Origin of the sequence: Hymenobacter cellulosilyticus (assembly GCF_022919215.1) — a bacterium.
Lineage (GTDB): Bacteria > Bacteroidota > Bacteroidia > Cytophagales > Hymenobacteraceae > Hymenobacter > Hymenobacter cellulosilyticus.
Genome location: NZ_CP095046.1, coordinates 3037326 through 3053150 on the forward strand (window position 1 = coordinate 3037326; position 15825 = coordinate 3053150).

17 protein-coding genes are annotated in these 15825 nt (G+C 61.5%); 2 read left to right on the forward strand and 15 right to left on the reverse strand.

Annotated features, from left to right (window positions below):
- Window positions 1–86 precede the first annotated feature (86 nt).
- From bioA to bioB, 5 genes are all read right to left on the reverse strand, one after another.
- Entirely contained in the window at window positions 87–2816 is a 2730-nt protein-coding gene (gene bioA, locus MUN79_RS31085; protein ID WP_311136487.1) for an adenosylmethionine--8-amino-7-oxononanoate transaminase, read from the reverse strand.
- A gap of 209 nt (window positions 2817–3025) precedes the next feature.
- Window positions 3026–3667, reverse strand: a complete 642-nt coding sequence (bioD, locus tag MUN79_RS14925) for a dethiobiotin synthase (protein ID WP_244673492.1) — start codon at window positions 3665–3667, stop codon at window positions 3026–3028.
- 61 nt (window positions 3668–3728) lie between these two features.
- Window positions 3729–4877, reverse strand: coding sequence for an aminotransferase class I/II-fold pyridoxal phosphate-dependent enzyme (locus tag MUN79_RS14930; protein WP_244673493.1), 1149 nt, complete (start codon window positions 4875–4877; stop codon window positions 3729–3731).
- An 18-nt stretch (window positions 4878–4895) separates the two neighbouring features.
- Window positions 4896–5159 (reverse strand): hypothetical protein, encoded by a 264-nt coding sequence (locus MUN79_RS14935; RefSeq protein WP_244673494.1) that lies wholly within the window; start codon window positions 5157–5159, stop codon window positions 4896–4898.
- A 228-nt stretch (window positions 5160–5387) separates the two neighbouring features.
- Complete coding sequence (bioB, locus tag MUN79_RS14940) at window positions 5388–6383, reverse strand: biotin synthase BioB (RefSeq protein WP_244673495.1); 996 nt, start codon at window positions 6381–6383, stop codon at window positions 5388–5390.
- Between the two features lie 286 nt (window positions 6384–6669).
- Here bioB and MUN79_RS14945 point away from each other — a divergent pair, with 286 nt between their 5' ends.
- The gene (locus tag MUN79_RS14945) at window positions 6670–8532 is read left to right on the forward strand and encodes a carboxypeptidase-like regulatory domain-containing protein (protein WP_244673496.1); all 1863 of its coding nucleotides are present in this window, start codon (window positions 6670–6672) and stop codon (window positions 8530–8532) included.
- Window positions 8442–9494 carry a TonB-dependent receptor domain-containing protein gene (locus MUN79_RS14950; protein ID WP_375378257.1) on the forward strand — a complete coding sequence of 351 codons (1053 nt, stop codon included), beginning with the start codon at window positions 8442–8444 and terminating at the stop codon, window positions 9492–9494. Before MUN79_RS14945 ends, MUN79_RS14950 begins: the two co-directional genes overlap by 91 nt.
- Window positions 9495–9586: 92 nt before the next feature.
- Here the strand turns inward: MUN79_RS14950 and MUN79_RS14955 are convergent, their stop codons facing one another.
- The 10 genes from MUN79_RS14955 to MUN79_RS31105 form a co-directional block, all read right to left on the reverse strand.
- Window positions 9587–9835, reverse strand: coding sequence for a Kazal-type serine protease inhibitor family protein (locus MUN79_RS14955; RefSeq protein WP_244673498.1), 249 nt, complete (start codon window positions 9833–9835; stop codon window positions 9587–9589).
- A gap of 116 nt (window positions 9836–9951) precedes the next feature.
- Window positions 9952–10386: an inner membrane protein YiaA gene (gene yiaA, locus MUN79_RS14960; RefSeq protein WP_244673499.1), complete on the reverse strand. Its 435-nt coding sequence runs from the start codon at window positions 10384–10386 to the stop codon at window positions 9952–9954.
- Window positions 10387–10776: 390 nt separating this feature from the next.
- Window positions 10777–11559: a pseudouridine synthase gene (locus MUN79_RS31090; protein ID WP_311136784.1), complete on the reverse strand. Its 783-nt coding sequence runs from the start codon at window positions 11557–11559 to the stop codon at window positions 10777–10779.
- The gene (locus MUN79_RS31095) at window positions 11451–11789 is read right to left on the reverse strand and encodes a S4 domain-containing protein (protein WP_311136488.1); all 339 of its coding nucleotides are present in this window, start codon (window positions 11787–11789) and stop codon (window positions 11451–11453) included. Before MUN79_RS31095 ends, MUN79_RS31090 begins: the two co-directional genes overlap by 109 nt.
- Window positions 11790–12129: 340 nt before the next feature.
- A complete protein-coding gene (locus MUN79_RS14970; protein WP_244673500.1) occupies window positions 12130–12378 on the reverse strand; it encodes a hypothetical protein in 249 nt (82 codons plus the stop codon).
- On the reverse strand, window positions 12309–12476 hold the full coding sequence (locus MUN79_RS14975) for a hypothetical protein (protein WP_244673501.1): 168 nt from the start codon (window positions 12474–12476) through the stop codon (window positions 12309–12311). The genes MUN79_RS14970 and MUN79_RS14975 overlap by 70 nt, the downstream gene beginning before the upstream one ends.
- Before the next feature lie 69 nt (window positions 12477–12545).
- Window positions 12546–12953: a DUF805 domain-containing protein gene (locus MUN79_RS14980; protein WP_244673502.1), complete on the reverse strand. Its 408-nt coding sequence runs from the start codon at window positions 12951–12953 to the stop codon at window positions 12546–12548.
- Window positions 12954–13396: 443 nt separating this feature from the next.
- Window positions 13397–13936 carry a hypothetical protein gene (locus MUN79_RS14985; RefSeq protein ID WP_244673503.1) on the reverse strand — a complete coding sequence of 180 codons (540 nt, stop codon included), beginning with the start codon at window positions 13934–13936 and terminating at the stop codon, window positions 13397–13399.
- 11 nt (window positions 13937–13947) lie between these two features.
- A complete protein-coding gene (locus MUN79_RS31100; RefSeq protein WP_311136489.1) occupies window positions 13948–14304 on the reverse strand; it encodes an alpha/beta hydrolase family protein in 357 nt (118 codons plus the stop codon).
- Window positions 14274–15782, reverse strand: a complete 1509-nt coding sequence (locus tag MUN79_RS31105; RefSeq protein WP_311136490.1) for a proline iminopeptidase-family hydrolase — start codon at window positions 15780–15782, stop codon at window positions 14274–14276. The genes MUN79_RS31100 and MUN79_RS31105 overlap by 31 nt, the downstream gene beginning before the upstream one ends.
- Window positions 15783–15825 lie beyond the last annotated feature (43 nt).

Genomic DNA, 15825 nt, shown 5'->3' on the forward strand with positions numbered 1-15825 from the left:
AAGCAGAGCAGCGCGAAATAGTCGCGGTGGAAATACAGTACGAAAAGTACGGCCCCGCTGCTTAATAATGGCCAGGAGCCGCAAACTTACACCACAGACACCAGGGCGCTGGCCGCGTTGCCTCCAAAGCCCGCCGCATTGATGAGTACCCGCCGGATGGGGCGGGTAGGGACCGGTGTGAGGTCGGTGGGGAAGGGTGGGGCTGGCCAGTGCTGAGAGGTCAGGATCTGGCAGGCAAAGTCCAGGCTAAGAGCCGCGGAGGCTCCCAGGGTGTGTCCTATACGCCACTTGTTGGACACCAAATCAGGCTGGTTTTCCCCGAATACAGCTTGCAGGGCCCGGCGCTCGGCCGCGTCGCCAGCCGGGGTGCCGGGGCTGTGCAGCACCACCGCATCGACGGAGGCTGGAGCGGTGCCGGCCTGGCGCAGGGCTTCGCGCATGGCGGTTTGGAAGTGTTGGCCGTCAGGGGATAAGCCGGTTTTGCTGCCAATGGCTTCGAAGCCAAAGCCTACGGCTTCAAGGCATAGCAGAGGAGTAGTGGGGTGCCGGGCCTGCTCGGCGGCAAGGGCGACGCGGCTGACTTTTTCGAGGGCAAAGATGGCGGCGCCTTCGCCCAAGACGAACGTAGACGGCTTGCCGGCACCGGGGCGGCAGGGAAACTCGGAAGCGGAAAAGAGGGAATAGATGCCCAGGGCCTGCATCTGGGCCAGGGTGAAGGCGGTGAGAGGGGCTTCGGTTCCACCGGCCAGGAAGCGCTGGGCCATGCCGGCGCGCAACCAGGCCAGGGCGTTGCCCAGGGCCTGGAAGGCGCTGCTACAGGTGCTGGAGTGGCTTAGGGCGGCCCCGCCGGTGGTGCCCGCGTCGTAGGCTACCCAGCTGGCAACGTTGCCCAAAGTGGTAAGCGGGGAGGCGGCGACGGGAACGGTGCCCTCAGTCAGGAATTCGTGGTGGAACTGCTCCAGCCGGCCGGTGGCCCCGCGGGAGGAGCCAATGCTGACGGCGAGCGAAGGGGTGGCGGCTTGCGGCAGAAGGCTGTCAGTGTGCGGCTGAAGGCTGTCGCCTTGCGGAACATAACTGTCGGCCTGCGGGTGCTGGCTGTCCGTGTGCGGGAGCAAAGTGGCGGGCTGCGGGTGAAGGCTGTCGGCTTGCGGCCGCTGTCTGTCACCTTGCGGGTGAAGGTTGTCGGGGTGTGGCTGCTGTCTGTCGTCTTGTGGACGCAATCTGTCGGCTTGCGGGTACCAATTAGCTTCGGTAGTGGCCTGGCGGGCGGTTAGCAGAGCCAGCAGGACGGTGCGGTCGAGGGGGCGGTAGGCCGAGTGGCTGCGGCGCAGGGCCGATAGGGCAGCTTCGGCCGCCGCGGGTAGGGCAGCCACGGGCGGGCCACTGGCGTGGGCTGTGAACGAAGAGTTAGCCACGGCTGGGGCTGGCTCCAGACCCAGGGCCGAGACCCGGCCCCGGCCGCGGATGATAATCAGGGAGTCCGCAGGGAAATTAGTCATGCAGGATTTCGGGCAGGTTGGGGCGGGGGTGAAGTCGAGGACCAGCTCGCGCATGCGGCGCAGTACGGTGTAGAGCAGGCTCAATTCCTCGTCGGTAGTGCAGTAGGGAGGCAGCAGGTAAACCACGTTGCCCAAGGGGCGGAGCACGACGTGGTGGTCGAGGGCGAGCTGGTAGAAGGCGTCGCGCAGGCGGCTGAAGTAGCTGGTGCCTTCGCCAGGGTCGTACTCGACGGCCAGGATGGTGCCGCGGTGGCGGACGGCCCGAATGCCGGGCTGGCCCTGGATTTCGAGGCGGAAGGCGGCGTGGGCAGCCTCGATGCGCTGCCGCTGTTGAGTGCAGAGCTCGGCCCGGGTAAGCTCCAGGCTGGCCAGGGCGGCGGCGCAGGCTACGGGGTTGGCAGTGTAGGAATGGCCGTGAAACAGGGCGCGCATCTTGTCCTGGCTCAAAAATGCATCATAGATGGGGGCCGCGCAGGTGGTCAGGCCCATGGCCAGGGTGCCCCCAGTGAGGCCCTTAGAAAAGCACATGATGTCGGGCTGCTCGGTGAGCAGCTCCGAGGCAAACAGCGGCCCGGTGCGGCCGAAGCCGGTCATGACCTCATCGGCAATGCCGAGCACGCCGTGCTGATGGCAGCGGCGCAGCAGTTCGCTCAGGATTTCGGGCTCGTACATCACCATGCCGGCCGTGCCCAGCACGAGGGGCTCGAAGATGAAGCCGGCCACGTCGGGGCGCAGCAACAGGGCATCGAGCTGGGCCAGGGTCTGAGCTTCGCTGCCGGGCACCGGTACATCCAGGAATTCCACGTTGAAGAGCAGGGGCCAGAAAGGCTGGGTAAAGGCGCCGCGGCTGCTGACGGCCATGGCCCCGAAGGTGTCGCCGTGGTAGGAGTCGCGGAAGCAGAGGAAGGTGCGGCGCTCGGGCTGGCCCTGGTTGTGAAAGTACTGCAGCACCATTTTCAAGGCCACTTCCACGGCCGTGGAGCCGTTGTCGGAGTAAAACACCCGGGCCTGGTTGGCGGGCAGCAGGGAAAGAAGCTCTTCGGCCAGCTCGACGGCGGCGGGGTGGGTGAAGCCGGCAAACAGCACGTGCTCCAGGGTGCTGAGCTGCTGACTGACGCGGGCCGCAATGTGGGGATGGGCGTGCCCGTGCAGGTTGACCCACCACGACGAAATACCGTCGAGGTAGCGGGTGCCGTCTTCGGCCACCAGCCAGCTGGCTTCGCCCCGCACGATGGGAATGGGCAGGGGCGCGGTCTGCATCTGGGTGTAGGGGTGCCAGAGGACAGCGTGGTCACGCTCGGCGAGGGAGAGGTTCATGGGGTGGGGTGATGGGCTTATTGGTTGTCACGGCGAGGCCAGAGGCCGAAGCAATCCGTCCTCTGCGCAGGTAGTCACGACCTTTTACCAGCAAGCCCTTTATTTTAAGTTGGAGTAAAGAGCTTGTCACTTCAGGCAGCTTAGTACATTTCAGAGGACGGATTGCTTCGCGCTGCTCGCAATGACACGAGGGTTAAATGACGGGTGGCTTACCGGCCGAACCAGGTGCGGAACTCCGCGGCGTAGCGGCTTACTACGGCGGGGGTTATTTTGATTTCAAGGCGTATGCGAGGCATGATGGGGACGCCGGTGTGCTGGGTGATGAAGTCTTCGGTGGCGGGGTTGGGTTCCCCATTGAAGATCAGGCCGCGGACTCGCAGCCCGCGCCGCTCCAGGGCTTCGAGGGTGAGCAGGGTGTGGTTGATGCTGCCCAGGTAGTTGCGCGACACCACAACGACCTCCAGGCCCAGGGGCTGAATCAGGTCGGCCAGGAGCAGGCCGGGGGCCAGGGGAACGAGCAAACCGCCGGCGCCTTCCACAACCAGGTGATTGTCGGTGGCGGGCAGCTGAAAGGCTTCGGCCTGGATGGTGATTTGCTCGGCGGCGGCGGCCATGTGGGGCGAGGCGGGCAGCTGCAGACGGTAGGCTTCGGGGTGGAAGCAGGAGCGGGCATTGCTAACCAGGCTGCGGACCGTGGCCGTATCGGTAGTTGGTTCGAAGCCGGCCTGCACGGGCTTCCAGTAGTCGGCCTGCAGGGCTTCGGTCAGGATTGCAGCGGCCAGGGTTTTGCCCACGTCGGTGCCGATGCCGGTGACAAACAGCCGCTGGGGAGAGGTAAGAGGAGAATTCATACGACAGGAAATACCGGTTGACCGGGCCGTTGTTTGGGCTCGGCCACTATTCTTGTTGGCGTTAGCCGACTTGACTCAGGCCCTGGGCCAGGGCATCAAGCTCCGCCTCCGTGTTGTAGCTGTGTAGAATCAGGCGGAGCCGCTCGGTGCCGCTAGGCACGGTGGGCGCCACAATGGGCCGCAAATCGAAGCCGGCCTGCTGCACAGCTGAGGCCACGGCCCGCACCCGCTGCGGCCCCGGTTCGGCCAGAAACAGGGGGTGAATGACGTGGCTCCCAGGGCCCACGCGTAGGCCGGGTACGGCGGCTAGCCGGGCGCTGAGCTGGCCCGACAAGTGAAATAGCTGTTGCCGCTCGGCGTGCAGGCGGGGAAGCAGGTCGTAGGCTGCCGTCAGGGTCAGAATGGACAACGGGGCCAGGGCCGTGGTAAACATGAAGGGCCGGCTGGTATTGAGCAAGAACTCCCGCAGCACGGCCGGGCCCACCACGGCCGCCCCCTGGCTGCCCAGGGCTTTGCCAAAGGTGACGATGCGGGCCAATACCTGTTCTTCCAGCCCGAGCTCCACGACCAGCCCTTCCCCGTTGGGCCCGTAAATACCGTTGGTATGCGCCTCATCCACGACTAGATGCAAACCGCGGGCGGTGCAGAAAGCCGCCAGCTCTTGCAGCGGGGCCTGGTCGCCGTCCATGGAATATAGGGCTTCCACGGCCACGAAAACTTCCCCGGTAGCGCGTTGCAGGCGCTTTTCAAGGTCCGAGAGGTCGTTGTGGCGGAAGCTGTAGGCCGTGGCAAAGCTGCTGCGGATACCGTCCTTGACCGAGGCGTGACTGGCCGAATCGTAGAGAATCGTGTCGCCGCGCCGGGGCACGGCCCCGAAGAAACCCAGGTTGGCCGTGTAGCCCGAGTTGAACAGCAAGGCTGACTCAGCCCGGTGAAACGTGGCCAGCCGGGTTTCCAGGGCTCCGGCGGCGGCCGAGTTGCCGGTAAGCAGGCGGCTGCCGGTGCTGCCTGCCAGCCATTCGGGTTCCTGCACCGCCTGTTGCAAAGCCGTGTGCAGGGCACCCGAGCGGGCCAGGCCTAGGTAGTCGTTGGAGCTAAAGTCGACGCGGCCCGGGGTGGTTACCGTGAGCTGCCGCCGGGTGCCATCGGCCGCACGCTGTTCCAGCTGCTGGGCTAGGCGCGTGAGCAGGGGCGAAGCGGGAGCAGGCATCAGCGCGGGATGTGGAAGTTAGACGGCAAATCGGTCGGCCGACAGCCACACGGTGCCATCCTGCCCAAAGGTGCGGGCCGTGATGACCACCCACTCGAAATCAACCTCGACCCGGTCGCCGACGGCGGGCAGCACGCCGTGGCGCTGCACGACCAGGTTGATGGCCGAGCCAATCTTGTCTTCCAACTCACCGATAATGTCTTGGGCCTGCAGTGAATCGTGCTGCTCCCGCAGGGATTCGGCGTATTTATGGTCCAGGTTCAGGTCAAATTGAATATTCATCAGGGAAAGGTGCTGAAGTAATAAAAGGCTATAGTGCGCCACGCAGAAACGGCCGGAGCCGGTACAGCCGAAGAATCTCTGTCGCTTCGTTGTGTTAAAACAGGCCGTCATGTCGACCAGCGGGAGGCATCTCGCGTGCAGTGCTATTCAATTAAGATTGCAACATCTGCACGCGAGATGTCTCCTCTCTGCTTGACGCGCAGAATGGTCGACATGACAGTCCGATGATTACACCAGCTGCTTGCCCAGCACGGTGGCGCCTTCGGGCACGTCTTTGAAGGCTTTGCGGGGCTTGAGGCCCAGCAAGTCGAACATCTGGCGGTCGGCGTCGAAGTCGGGGTTGGGCGTGGTCAGCAGCTTTTCGCCGGAGAAGATGGAGTTGGCACCGGCTAAGAAGCACAGGGCCTGCTCACTTACGGGCATTTCCTGCCGGCCGGCCGAGAGGCGCACCATGGTGCCGGGCATCAGGATACGGGCCGTGGCAATCATGCGCAGCATTTCCCACACGCTCACGCGGGGCTGCTCGGCCAGGGGCGTGCCTTCCACGGGTACCAGGGCATTCACCGGCACGCTCTCGGGGTGGGCGGGCAGGGTAGCCAGGGTGTGGAGCATGGCCACACGGTCCTCGTCAGTTTCACCCAGGCCGATAATGCCGCCCGAGCACACCGAAATACCCGCTTTGCGCACGTGTTCCAGGGTGTTGAGCCGGTCGTCGTAGGTGCGGGTGGTGATGATTTCGGAGTAGTGCTCGGCACTGGTGTCCAGGTTGTGGTTGTAGGCGTAGAGGCCGGCCTGCTTGAGGCGCTCGGCCTGGTACTCGTTGAGCATGCCCAGGGTGCAGCACACCTCCAGGCCCAGCTCGTTTACCTGCTCTACCATGCCCAGCACCCGGTCGAAGTCGCGGTTGTCGCGGATTTCGCGCCAGGCGGCACCCATGCAGAAACGGGTCGAGCCTGAATCCTTCGCGCGCTGGGCGGCGGCAATAACTTCGGTATCGGGCAGCAGCTTGTGGGCCTGCACGCCGGTGTGGTAGCGGGCGGCCTGGGGGCAGTAGGCGCAGTCTTCGGGGCAGCCGCCAGTTTTGACGCTGAGCAAGGTGCACACCTGCACTTCGCCGGTGGCCTGATGCTGCTTATGTACGGCCGCGGCCTGGGCGACGAGCTCCAGGACAGGCTGATAATAAAGGGCTTTTACTTCGTCGAGGGTCCAGTCGGTACGGAGCATGGTGGGGAGTTCAGTTGGAAAGGGAGAAGGGCCGGACTCGAAGAGCGAGTAGCTGGCCCCGTTGAAAGTTGAGCTTGGGGCCGCAAGTTACGCGAGAAGCCGATTATCTGCGCCGCTGCGGGGTGCGAGCTGCCAAATACGGCCGTTTTTCCGGCCCACAATTTCCGTTCGGCCAGCGGCGGCTTTCATTCAGCCAGCAAAACCAAGCCCTTCGCCCAGTCGGCGCGGAGGCTGAGTAAGCACGGCAGTAGGTTTGGACTTTCTGACCTACAGTTCTCCTCACCGAATGCAACAAATTTATCCCGTACTACTAGCGGCAGCCCTGCTGCCTGCCGCACCTGTGGCAGCTGCTCCCACCGGGAGCGGCACCCCGCAGCGCCCTTCTACCACTAAGGCGGCTGCCAAGCGCAAGCCGGTCGTGCGTAAAACCGTACACAATGCACCCGACCCGGCCGAAGCTACCGTGGGCGGCGTAGTGCTCACCAATACCGGCGACCCGCTGCCCGGGGCTACCATCTTCATCAAGGGCACCTTCATCGGCACCAGCACCGACCAGCTCGGCAAGTTCAACCTCAATGCCTCCTTCGACAACGGCCCGGTGGAACTGCTGGTGGCCTACGTGGGCTTCGAAACCCAGCTAGTAAAACTCACCAACCGCGACAATCTGCTGAGCGTGGTACTGGCCCCCAGCGCCACCCTGCTGAACGAAACCGTAGTATCGGCCTCGCGGGTAGAAGAAAACATCCTGCGGGCCCCCGTCACTATCGACAAGGTGTCGGCGCGGCAAATCGAGCGGATCAGCACGCCGGAGGTGTTATCAGCGCTGGGTCAGCTGCCGGGGGTGGACGTGAACTCGGCCTCGATGCTGTTTACCAGCGTGAGCACGCGCGGCTTCAACACGGCCAAGAGCGAGCGGGTGATTCAGCTGGTGGACTACATGGACACGGCCCTGCCGAGCTTGAACCTGAGCCCGGGCAACCTGGTGGGCATTCCCGAGCTGGACATGGAAAGCATTGAGCTCATCCACGGCCCGGCCTCGGCTTTGTACGGGGCCAACGCCCTGAGCGGGGTCATTTTGTTCAACTCCAAGGACCCGTTTGTGTACGACGGGCTGAGCGTGCGTTTGCGCGGCGGGGAACGAAGCTTGCTCGACGGACAGGTGCGCTACGCCAAAAAACTGGGTGAGAAATTTGCCATCAAGCTTAACGCCAGTGCCTTCCAGGCCAACGACTGGATTGCCGACAACCGGGAGGCGGCTAGCTTCTCGACCAACGCGGCGGGCTCCCCGCTGGGCTACGACGCAGTGAGCAGCTACGGGGAAATCAGCAACGTTTTCTCGCCTTACCAGAACCGGCCCGCCACCGGCACCACGCCGGCCTACAAAGTAAACCCAGAGCTTTACGGCAAGACGGTGTACATGCCCGGCTTCACGGAGGCCGAGCTGATTGGTCCCGACCAGAAAACCAAGTCCTACCGCCTGCAAGGAGCCGTGTCGTACCTGATTAAGGACGATTTGAAGCTGACCCTGGAAGCCAAGCGCGGCGTGGGTACGTCTACGTACCAGAACCAGAGCCGCTTCCGCATCAAGGGCCTGGGCACCAACCAGTACCGGGCCGAGCTCAAGAGCTCCAAGGGCTTTATCCGCGCCTACTCCACCGAGGACTTCACCGGCAACAGCTACGAGCTGACCCAGCTCAGCGCCCAGCTCCAGAACTCGCCAACGGCGGAGGGCGGCAGCACGAAGTACACTCAGCAGTATTTCTACACCTTCAACCAGGCCTACACCCAGGCCCGCTCGGCCAACATGAGCGTGGAAGCCGCCCAGGTAGCGGCCAAAGCCGCCGCCGACGCCACCCAGCTCAAGGCCTCGGACCCGCGCTTTGCCACCCTGCGCGACAAGATTTCCAACGACGACCAGCCCGGCCGCGGCGCCCAGCAGAACTTCAACTCGTTCCTGAACGACATCAGCGCCCAGCGTAGCTTCAAGCTCTCCGATGCCGGCACCGACCTGATTCTGGGGGCGCGTACCGCGAATACCGCCTGGGCTCGGGCGGCAAGCTGTTTGCCGATACCGACGGGCAGCGCATCCGCAACTATGAGTACGGCGCCTACACCCAACTCACCCAAAGCCTGCTGGACGACCACCTGAAGCTGGCCGTGGCCGGTCGCATCGACTTCTTCCAGAACTTCGACCCCTCATTCTCGCCCCGGGCTTCGGCCGTGTACTCCTTCGGGAAAGACAAGCAGCACAACTTCCGGGCTTCCTACGGCCAGGCGTTTCGCAGCCCGTCCCAGACCGACCAGTACCTGCGCTCCGACGTGAATACCTTTATTCTGCTGGGCAACCTGCACGGCTTCCAGGGCTATAGCTTCACCAACGCCGAGGGCAAATCCTACACACCCGGCACCTCGTTGGCCGGCTACGAGCTGACCGTGGAGAAGCTGAAGCTGGAGCGCGTAAACACCGTGGAAGTAGGCTACAAAGGCGCTATTGTTCCCAATGTGTACGTGGACGCCAGCTACTTCCGCTCGCGCTACAACGACTTCATCGGGGGCACGGCCTTCGTGGGCAACGTGGATGGCACCCGCCCCACGGCTGCCCAGGTAAATGCCGCTATTCCTTCCAACTTCACCGACGGCAACGCCTCCCCGGCCCGGATTATCTACGCTTCCTACAACAGCAACCAGGAAGTGCGGACCCAAGGCGCCACGCTGGGCCTCACGTATTACGCCCACAAGGCCTTCAACGTGGGAGGTAATTACTCGCTCAACGTGCTGGACCGCAGCAACCTGCCCAGCGGCTTCCGCACTTACTTCAACACGCCCAAGCACAAGTACAACCTCAACGTGGGTGGCACCGTGCTCAAGAGCCTAAGCTACTCGGTGAATTACCGCTGGGCCCAGGGCCACCGGCAGGAGATGCCCTTCGCCTCGGGCACCATCCGCGACTACAGCTCCACGGATGCCTACCTGGGCTACACCGTGCCCAAGCTGGCTACAACCCTGCAAGCCGGCGTCTCGAACCTGTTCGATGCCAATAACACCCAGATTATCGGCGGCCCGCAGATTGGGCGCCTGGTTTTCCTGGGCGTGCTGGTGAACGTGAAGTAAGCCTGAGGCTTCTCTGACGAATAAAAAAAGGCCCCGCCGGTATCGGCGGGGCCTTTTTTTATGGAGTGAAATCTTGTGGTGAAAGACAAGGCTTAGTAGGCGGCGCCGTCTCCACCGCAGGCGCCCCGGGTGTAAGTTGTGACACCGGCTTTAGCGGCGTAACAGGCATTGGAATAGGTTACCCCGTTGGCACATACCGGGTCGTACACATCCAGGCACTGGTAGTCGTCGCCTTTGGCGTTGGCGCTGGAGTGGGCGGTTACGGGAGCCGGAGCAGCAGTTTCCTTGGAGCAGGAGGTGCCAGCGAATAGCAGCAGGGCGAAAACGGCTAATTTTTTCATAATAGATGAAAGTGAATAAGATGAGTGGATAAGGTGAATTGATACGGCAATAAAAGGCAAATTGAATATAGAATCCTAGGTCATAGTTGCTCCCATTGTGACATACCCCGGGGCCGCTACCCCAGCGTGGGCGTAGACGGCTCAGGCGTGGCGGGAGCATCGTGGCTGCCCAGCCGACTGTCGCGGGTGTTTTTCTGCACGGCAATGGAGGCAAACAAACTCAGCATAAAGGCCATGGCGTAAAAGCCTTTTTCGCTGAGCGTGAGCCGGGCGTTCCACAAGCCCACGGTGAGCAGCAGCACGGCCGAGAGGGTGGCAAACCAGCACAACCCGTAGTAGATGGAGGTAGCCGGAATGCCCTCCAGCTGGTCGCGCACGGTCTTTTGCAGGGATACGGCCGCAAACAGGCCGTAGAGCAGGATGGTGAAGTAGTAGCCCTTTTCGTTGAGCGGCATCGTCGCGTTCCACAGGCCCACGTTGTAGGCCACCATGCCCGCCAGCAAGGCTATCCAGGAGGCACCGATAAAGGCATTGGAAGGTTTCTGGGTCATTGCAAAAAGTGTAGAATGAATAGAAGAATAAGGCGGCTTGACTTGCTAGAGCGGCCGTTCAAACCTACTCATAAGTTTGTAGCATCAATAAGGCACGGGGTAGTATTTTAAGTAAAATCAGACTTTACAAACTTGCGCCGGAGCAGCCTAGTTTTGCTTCCGAAAGCGGAGGAATTCTTGTCCTAACGCGTTTTGAACGGCTTACCGAAAAAAGAAAGTCCGTTGGGGCTAACGCTCCAACGGACTTTTGAATACTAGAAAACTTGCTTTGGTAAGATGCTGTTGCGGGTCCGGTTGGCGGGCAAAAGACTGAATAGGCCTACCGCTTACCGCCGCGGCCGGTGGTCCGGCTGCTGCCCCGGCTGCCCGCGTTACCTTTCGGTGCCCGGTTCAGGGTTTTGGCGGCGGGTTTTTGCTTGGAACCAGGGCCCGTAGCGCGAACGGCTTTCTTGAAAGGCTTATCCTCACCAAAGGCGGCAGCGGGCTTGCCGTTGGCCGTCTTGCGCACGGGTTTGGCGCCAGTGGGGGCGGGGCGGCCGGAGCGGGAACCGCCGGCGGGCTTGCGGGCGGGCTTAGCGGGTTTGGCCTCGCCGTCGAAGTCTTCGCTGAAGCGGGCGGGCGGGTACTCCACTTGGTGGCGGGGGAGCCCACGCGCTTCTTGGGCAGGGAGGCTTCCTTGGTGCCCGACGACTTCTCGGTCATCTCCATAATGCCGGCCAGCTCTTTGTCGGTGAGCTCGCGCCAGTCGCCCACGCCGAGGCCCTTGAGGGTGATGTTCATTACCCGGATGCGCTCAAGCTGCACGACTTCGTAGCCGAAATGCTCGCACATGCGGCGAATCTGGCGGTTCATGCCCTGGATAAGGGTGATGCGGAAGATGTAGTTGGTTTCCTTCTGCACCTCGCACTTCTGGGTCATGATGCCCATGATGGGCACCCCGTTGCGCATGCCCTCGATGAACTCGTCGCGGATGGGCTTGTCGACCATCACGATGTACTCCTTCTCGTGACGGTTGCCGGCGCGCAGGATCTTGTTGACGATGTCGCCGTTGCTGGTCAGCAGGATCAGGCCCTGGGAGTCTTTGTCGAGGCGGCCGATGGGGAAGATCCGCTCACTGTGCTTGATGTAGCGGATGATGTTGTCCTTGACGCTGGTTTCGGTGGTGCTGGTGATGCCCGGGGGCTTGTTGAAGGCAATGTAGATGGCGTCTTCGGGGCGCGGGGCTCGATGAGGTTGCCGTTGACGACGACCTTGTCCTTGCTGCTGACCTGGGCGCCGATGGTGGCGCGCTTGCCGTTGACGAAGACGGTACCCTGCTCGATAAACTTGTCGGCCTCGCGGCGGGAGCAGACCCCGCTTTCACTGATGTATTTGTTGAGGCGGGTGGTGTCGGAACTGGGCATACGGTACTGGCAGCAAAGGGTGAAACGCCGGCCGGGGCGGCAAGCGGGCCTGCAAGTTACGCAGAAGTGGGCTGGCAGGTGGCGTGGGGCGGGAATGGTGCAGGGTGTTTTGCTTCAGTTGCGGAGTGTTTTGCCTTCAGTCGCGGGTGTTTTGGTTTAGTCACGGAGTGTTTGCGAATGCTCGCGGGGTGTTATGCTTTAGTTGCAGGGTGTTTGCGAATACTTGTAGCGTGTTGCGGGTTAGTCGCGGGGTGTTTTGGACAGGTTGCAGGGTGTTTTAAATCGGTTGCAAGGTGTTTTGCCTTGCTCGCAGGGTGTTTTCGGTTGGTTGCAACGGGTATTACAGCTCTTGCAAATAGGTATCGACGGCGGCAGCCAGGGCCTGGGGCAACTCGGAGTGGCGGCTGGCGGCCAGCTGCTGGGTACCGCGGGTGGTGGCGCTGGTATAAACGCCCGTGTGCTGGTCGAAGCGCAGGCTGCCTTGCTCGAACTCCCGCTCCTCGGCCTGGGGCAAGGAGTTCATCGACAGGAATTCGAGCTTGGTGATGGTGCGGGCGGCTTTGTCGAAAAGCAGCCAGTGGTAGAGCACGTCGGGGCCTGGTCGGCGGGCAAATCGAGGCGCTTTACTTCCAGGATGCTGGTCGTGGCGTTATCGAGGAAGTAGAGGGTGCGGTAGGGGATGGGCATTGTGGTTGGGGTAAGAAAAGAGGGTAAGCTGCCGTTGCGAGCGTCAACAAAGGCCGCAGCAAGTGGCCTTTAGTTGCCGCCGATGGCAGCGTACAGCAGCAGGCCCACCAGAGGAATGAAAATGACGAGGCAGATCAGTAAGGGCTTGTTGATATCCTTGGCTGGGTGCTCTTTTCGATTCGGAATGATTGTATCGGCGTACGCTATCAGGCCCGTAGCCCCGGCCAGGCCCAGCACGATTCCGGTGCTACCGGAGCCATCAAACTGCTTGGGAAGGAACGAAAATATGGCTACCATGAGCACGTTGTAGGCAATACTAGCCCACAAAGCCTTGCGGGCCGCATCGGGGCGGCCTACATCCTTCAGGTTCTGGGCCACCATAAAGCCGCCGGCCATGGCCGTAAAGAGGGCGGAAAAAACGCGAATGGCGCGAGCCGAATACAGGGGCTGGGTCGAGTGTTCGGCTGGGGCTGACATGCGTAGAAGAATTGTATAGCAGCCCGTAGACTGTTGAAGATGTTCTTAAGTATGCAGCGCACCAAGTGCGCTTATTCAGGCCACTGGAAGGGGCGGTAAACAAATATATGGTTTAGGCTGCGGGCGGCTTGGTTGTAGGCTGTAGACAAAGCCGGTGGAAAAGCCCGGATTTCCACGTCGGGAGTTAGCTCTAGTGGCATCCGGGCAGTTTAGTAGGTGAAGGTGCGCTTCTCAATCAGCACTTTCTGCCCGTTGAAGAATTGGTACTCAGTGCCGTCAGCCAAGCCAAAGCAACTGAGGTCGGGAAGCGGGTGGGCATGAGGCTGGGAGGAAAATGGTGGGAAGAGGCAAGCTACTGCGGCAGATGCAGCTTACCGCTTCGCAGGCTGGGCAACAGAAATGGAACGGGGATTCGTAGCGAGTCGGCTCAGGGTGTGGGGTATTTATCCTTCGACGTTATGGTTAAAATCGTAGAATTTCTGCGTTTTTAAGTTGTAATACACCGACCAGTAAGCAGAGCCACCATCATAAGTCCATCTGAAGTCAGTAAGCCAGCTTGGCACTCGATTAGGGGATTCTTCCCGATCTTCAATGAAGAAGTTGATAAACAAGCAAGGTTGGCTTTCCGTGTTATAGAAGCCATAGTATTGCCGTTTGTACTTTGGTAGCTGCTCCTTAATAATAACAGGATACTCAGCGTAATAACTGTTTGCTGGTCGGCTGTTGATGCGGCCAAGGTCAGCTTGCGCTAGTGCTTTTTCAGTTTTGACTATCTGCGTTTTTTTGGGTGTGAAGCGCCTTCTATCTTTCAGTAATGTCTCCTGATACCTGCGCAATTTGGCCGCTGCCGGAAAGCTGGCGCAGTCGGCTTGAGGCAGGAAATAGTGCGTGGCAATTGTATCACCCCGAGCAGGTGTTGCTTGAGCAATAACTAAGTGATGGAAGGTGCTTAGCAGCACTAGAAGAGACAGAAAACTACGCATATCTCATAGAGCTATAGAGCCACCTTCTTCTCGCCCTTATCCACGCCTAGTATCCACTTTGTCAGGCCGCTCATGTAGGTTTGCTGGTCGTCGTACATGCTCATGTGGCTGCCCTCAGGGCAAATAAGGGCGGTGCCGTGCTGCACTTTCCGGGCCACCATGCGCATGTGCTCGGGGTCCATGGTGTCGTGGTTGCCGCCGATGCTGAGCACGGGCACTGCGAGCTTGGGCAGGTCGGCTACCCGGTCCCAGGTGGTAAGCTTGCCCGAAATCCCGAATTCGCTGGGGCCCTGCATGGTCACGTAGAGCGAGGAGTTCATCTTGCTCATGGCCCGGGTCACGGGCTCGGGTTGGGCACGATGCGGCACAGGTGCTGGGCGTAGAAGTTGGGCTCGAGCAACTGCATGTAGCGCGGATTGCTGAAGTCTTTCTTGGCCTCGATCTGGCGGATTTCGGCCAGCACTTCGGGCTTCATCTGCTTGGCCAGCACCTCGTCGGCGTAGCGGCCGTAGTCGGGGCAGCTCATCATCATGTTGGAAATGATGAGGCCCTTGAGGTTTTGCTGGTACTTGAAGGCGTACTCGGCGGCCAGGATGCCGCCCCAGCTGTGGCCCAGCAGGTAGAAGTTGTCCTTGCTAAGGTTCAGGGTCTTACGCACCTGCTCGACTTCCTCCACGTAGCGCGGTAGGCTCCACATGCTGGTGTCCTTGGGGTTGTCGGAGTTGCCGCAGCCGAGCTGGTCGTAGTAGATAAACTCGATGCCTTCCTTGGGCAGGAAATTCTCCATGCACTCGAAGTACTCGTGCGTGGCGCCGGGCCCGCCGTTGAGCAAGAGCACTTTCATCGTGGGGTTGTTGCCGAAGCGCTTGGTCCAGACGTTGAAGGTGCCCTTAGGCGTGCTAATGGGAATAACTTTCACGCCCCCATCCTGCACGCCTTCTTCCTGGCTCTGGAAATAGGTAGCCGGCGAAGCGGCAGCGGCGGCCGAGTCGTTGCGGGGCTGCTGGTTGCAGGCGGCCAGGCCTAGGCTCAGAAGCAATAAACCAGTACTGAAGAAGCGGAAAAGCTGGGGCATGGTAGTGGGGGTGAGAAGTGGGCGAGGATAGAATGCGTTAAGAAGCCTGGACGGAAGCCCAGTGCCGGGCGTAGGCGTCGGCATCGGCCAGGGCCAGGGCGGCGGCCTGCTCGGCGTGCAGCAGAGCGGTGTCAAACAGCACGGCGTCGGTGTGCTCGGGGTGACGAGCAGGCCAATTTCGGTGCAGCCCAGAATAATGCCTTCGGCCCCGGCCGCCGTCAGCTGGCCGATAATGCGCACGTATTCCCGGCGCGACTCTTCCCGGATGATGCCCTTGACCAGCTCCTCGTAGATGACGTTGTGGATGATGCTGCGGTCCTGCTCATCAGGAATGAGCACGTCGAGCTGGTGCTGGGCCAGGCGGCCGCGCAAAAAATCCTGTTCCATGGTAAAGCGGGTGCCCAGCAGACCAGCCTTGCGCTGGCCTCGTTGGCGGATGGCCGCAGCGGTGGCGTCGGCAATGTGCAGCAAGGGCAGCGGGCTGTGCTGCTCCAGGTGGTCGGCCAGCTTGTGCATGGTGTTGGTGCACAAGACCAGGAAGTCGGCCCCGCCCCGCTCCAGCCGGTGGGCGGCGTCTACCAGGAGCTCGGCAAGCTGCGCCCAGTTGCCGGCGTGCTGCAGCCGGGCTATTTCGCCGAAGTCAACCGAGTACAGCAGCGTTTGGGCCGAGTGCACGCCGCCCAGGTGGGCCTGCACCCGCTGATTGACAATCTGGTAGTACACCGCCGAGCTTTCCCACGACATACCGCCGATAAGGCCAATGGTCTTCATGCTGTAAAGAGTTCGAAACAGTCCCCGGGCAACGCTGCGGTAG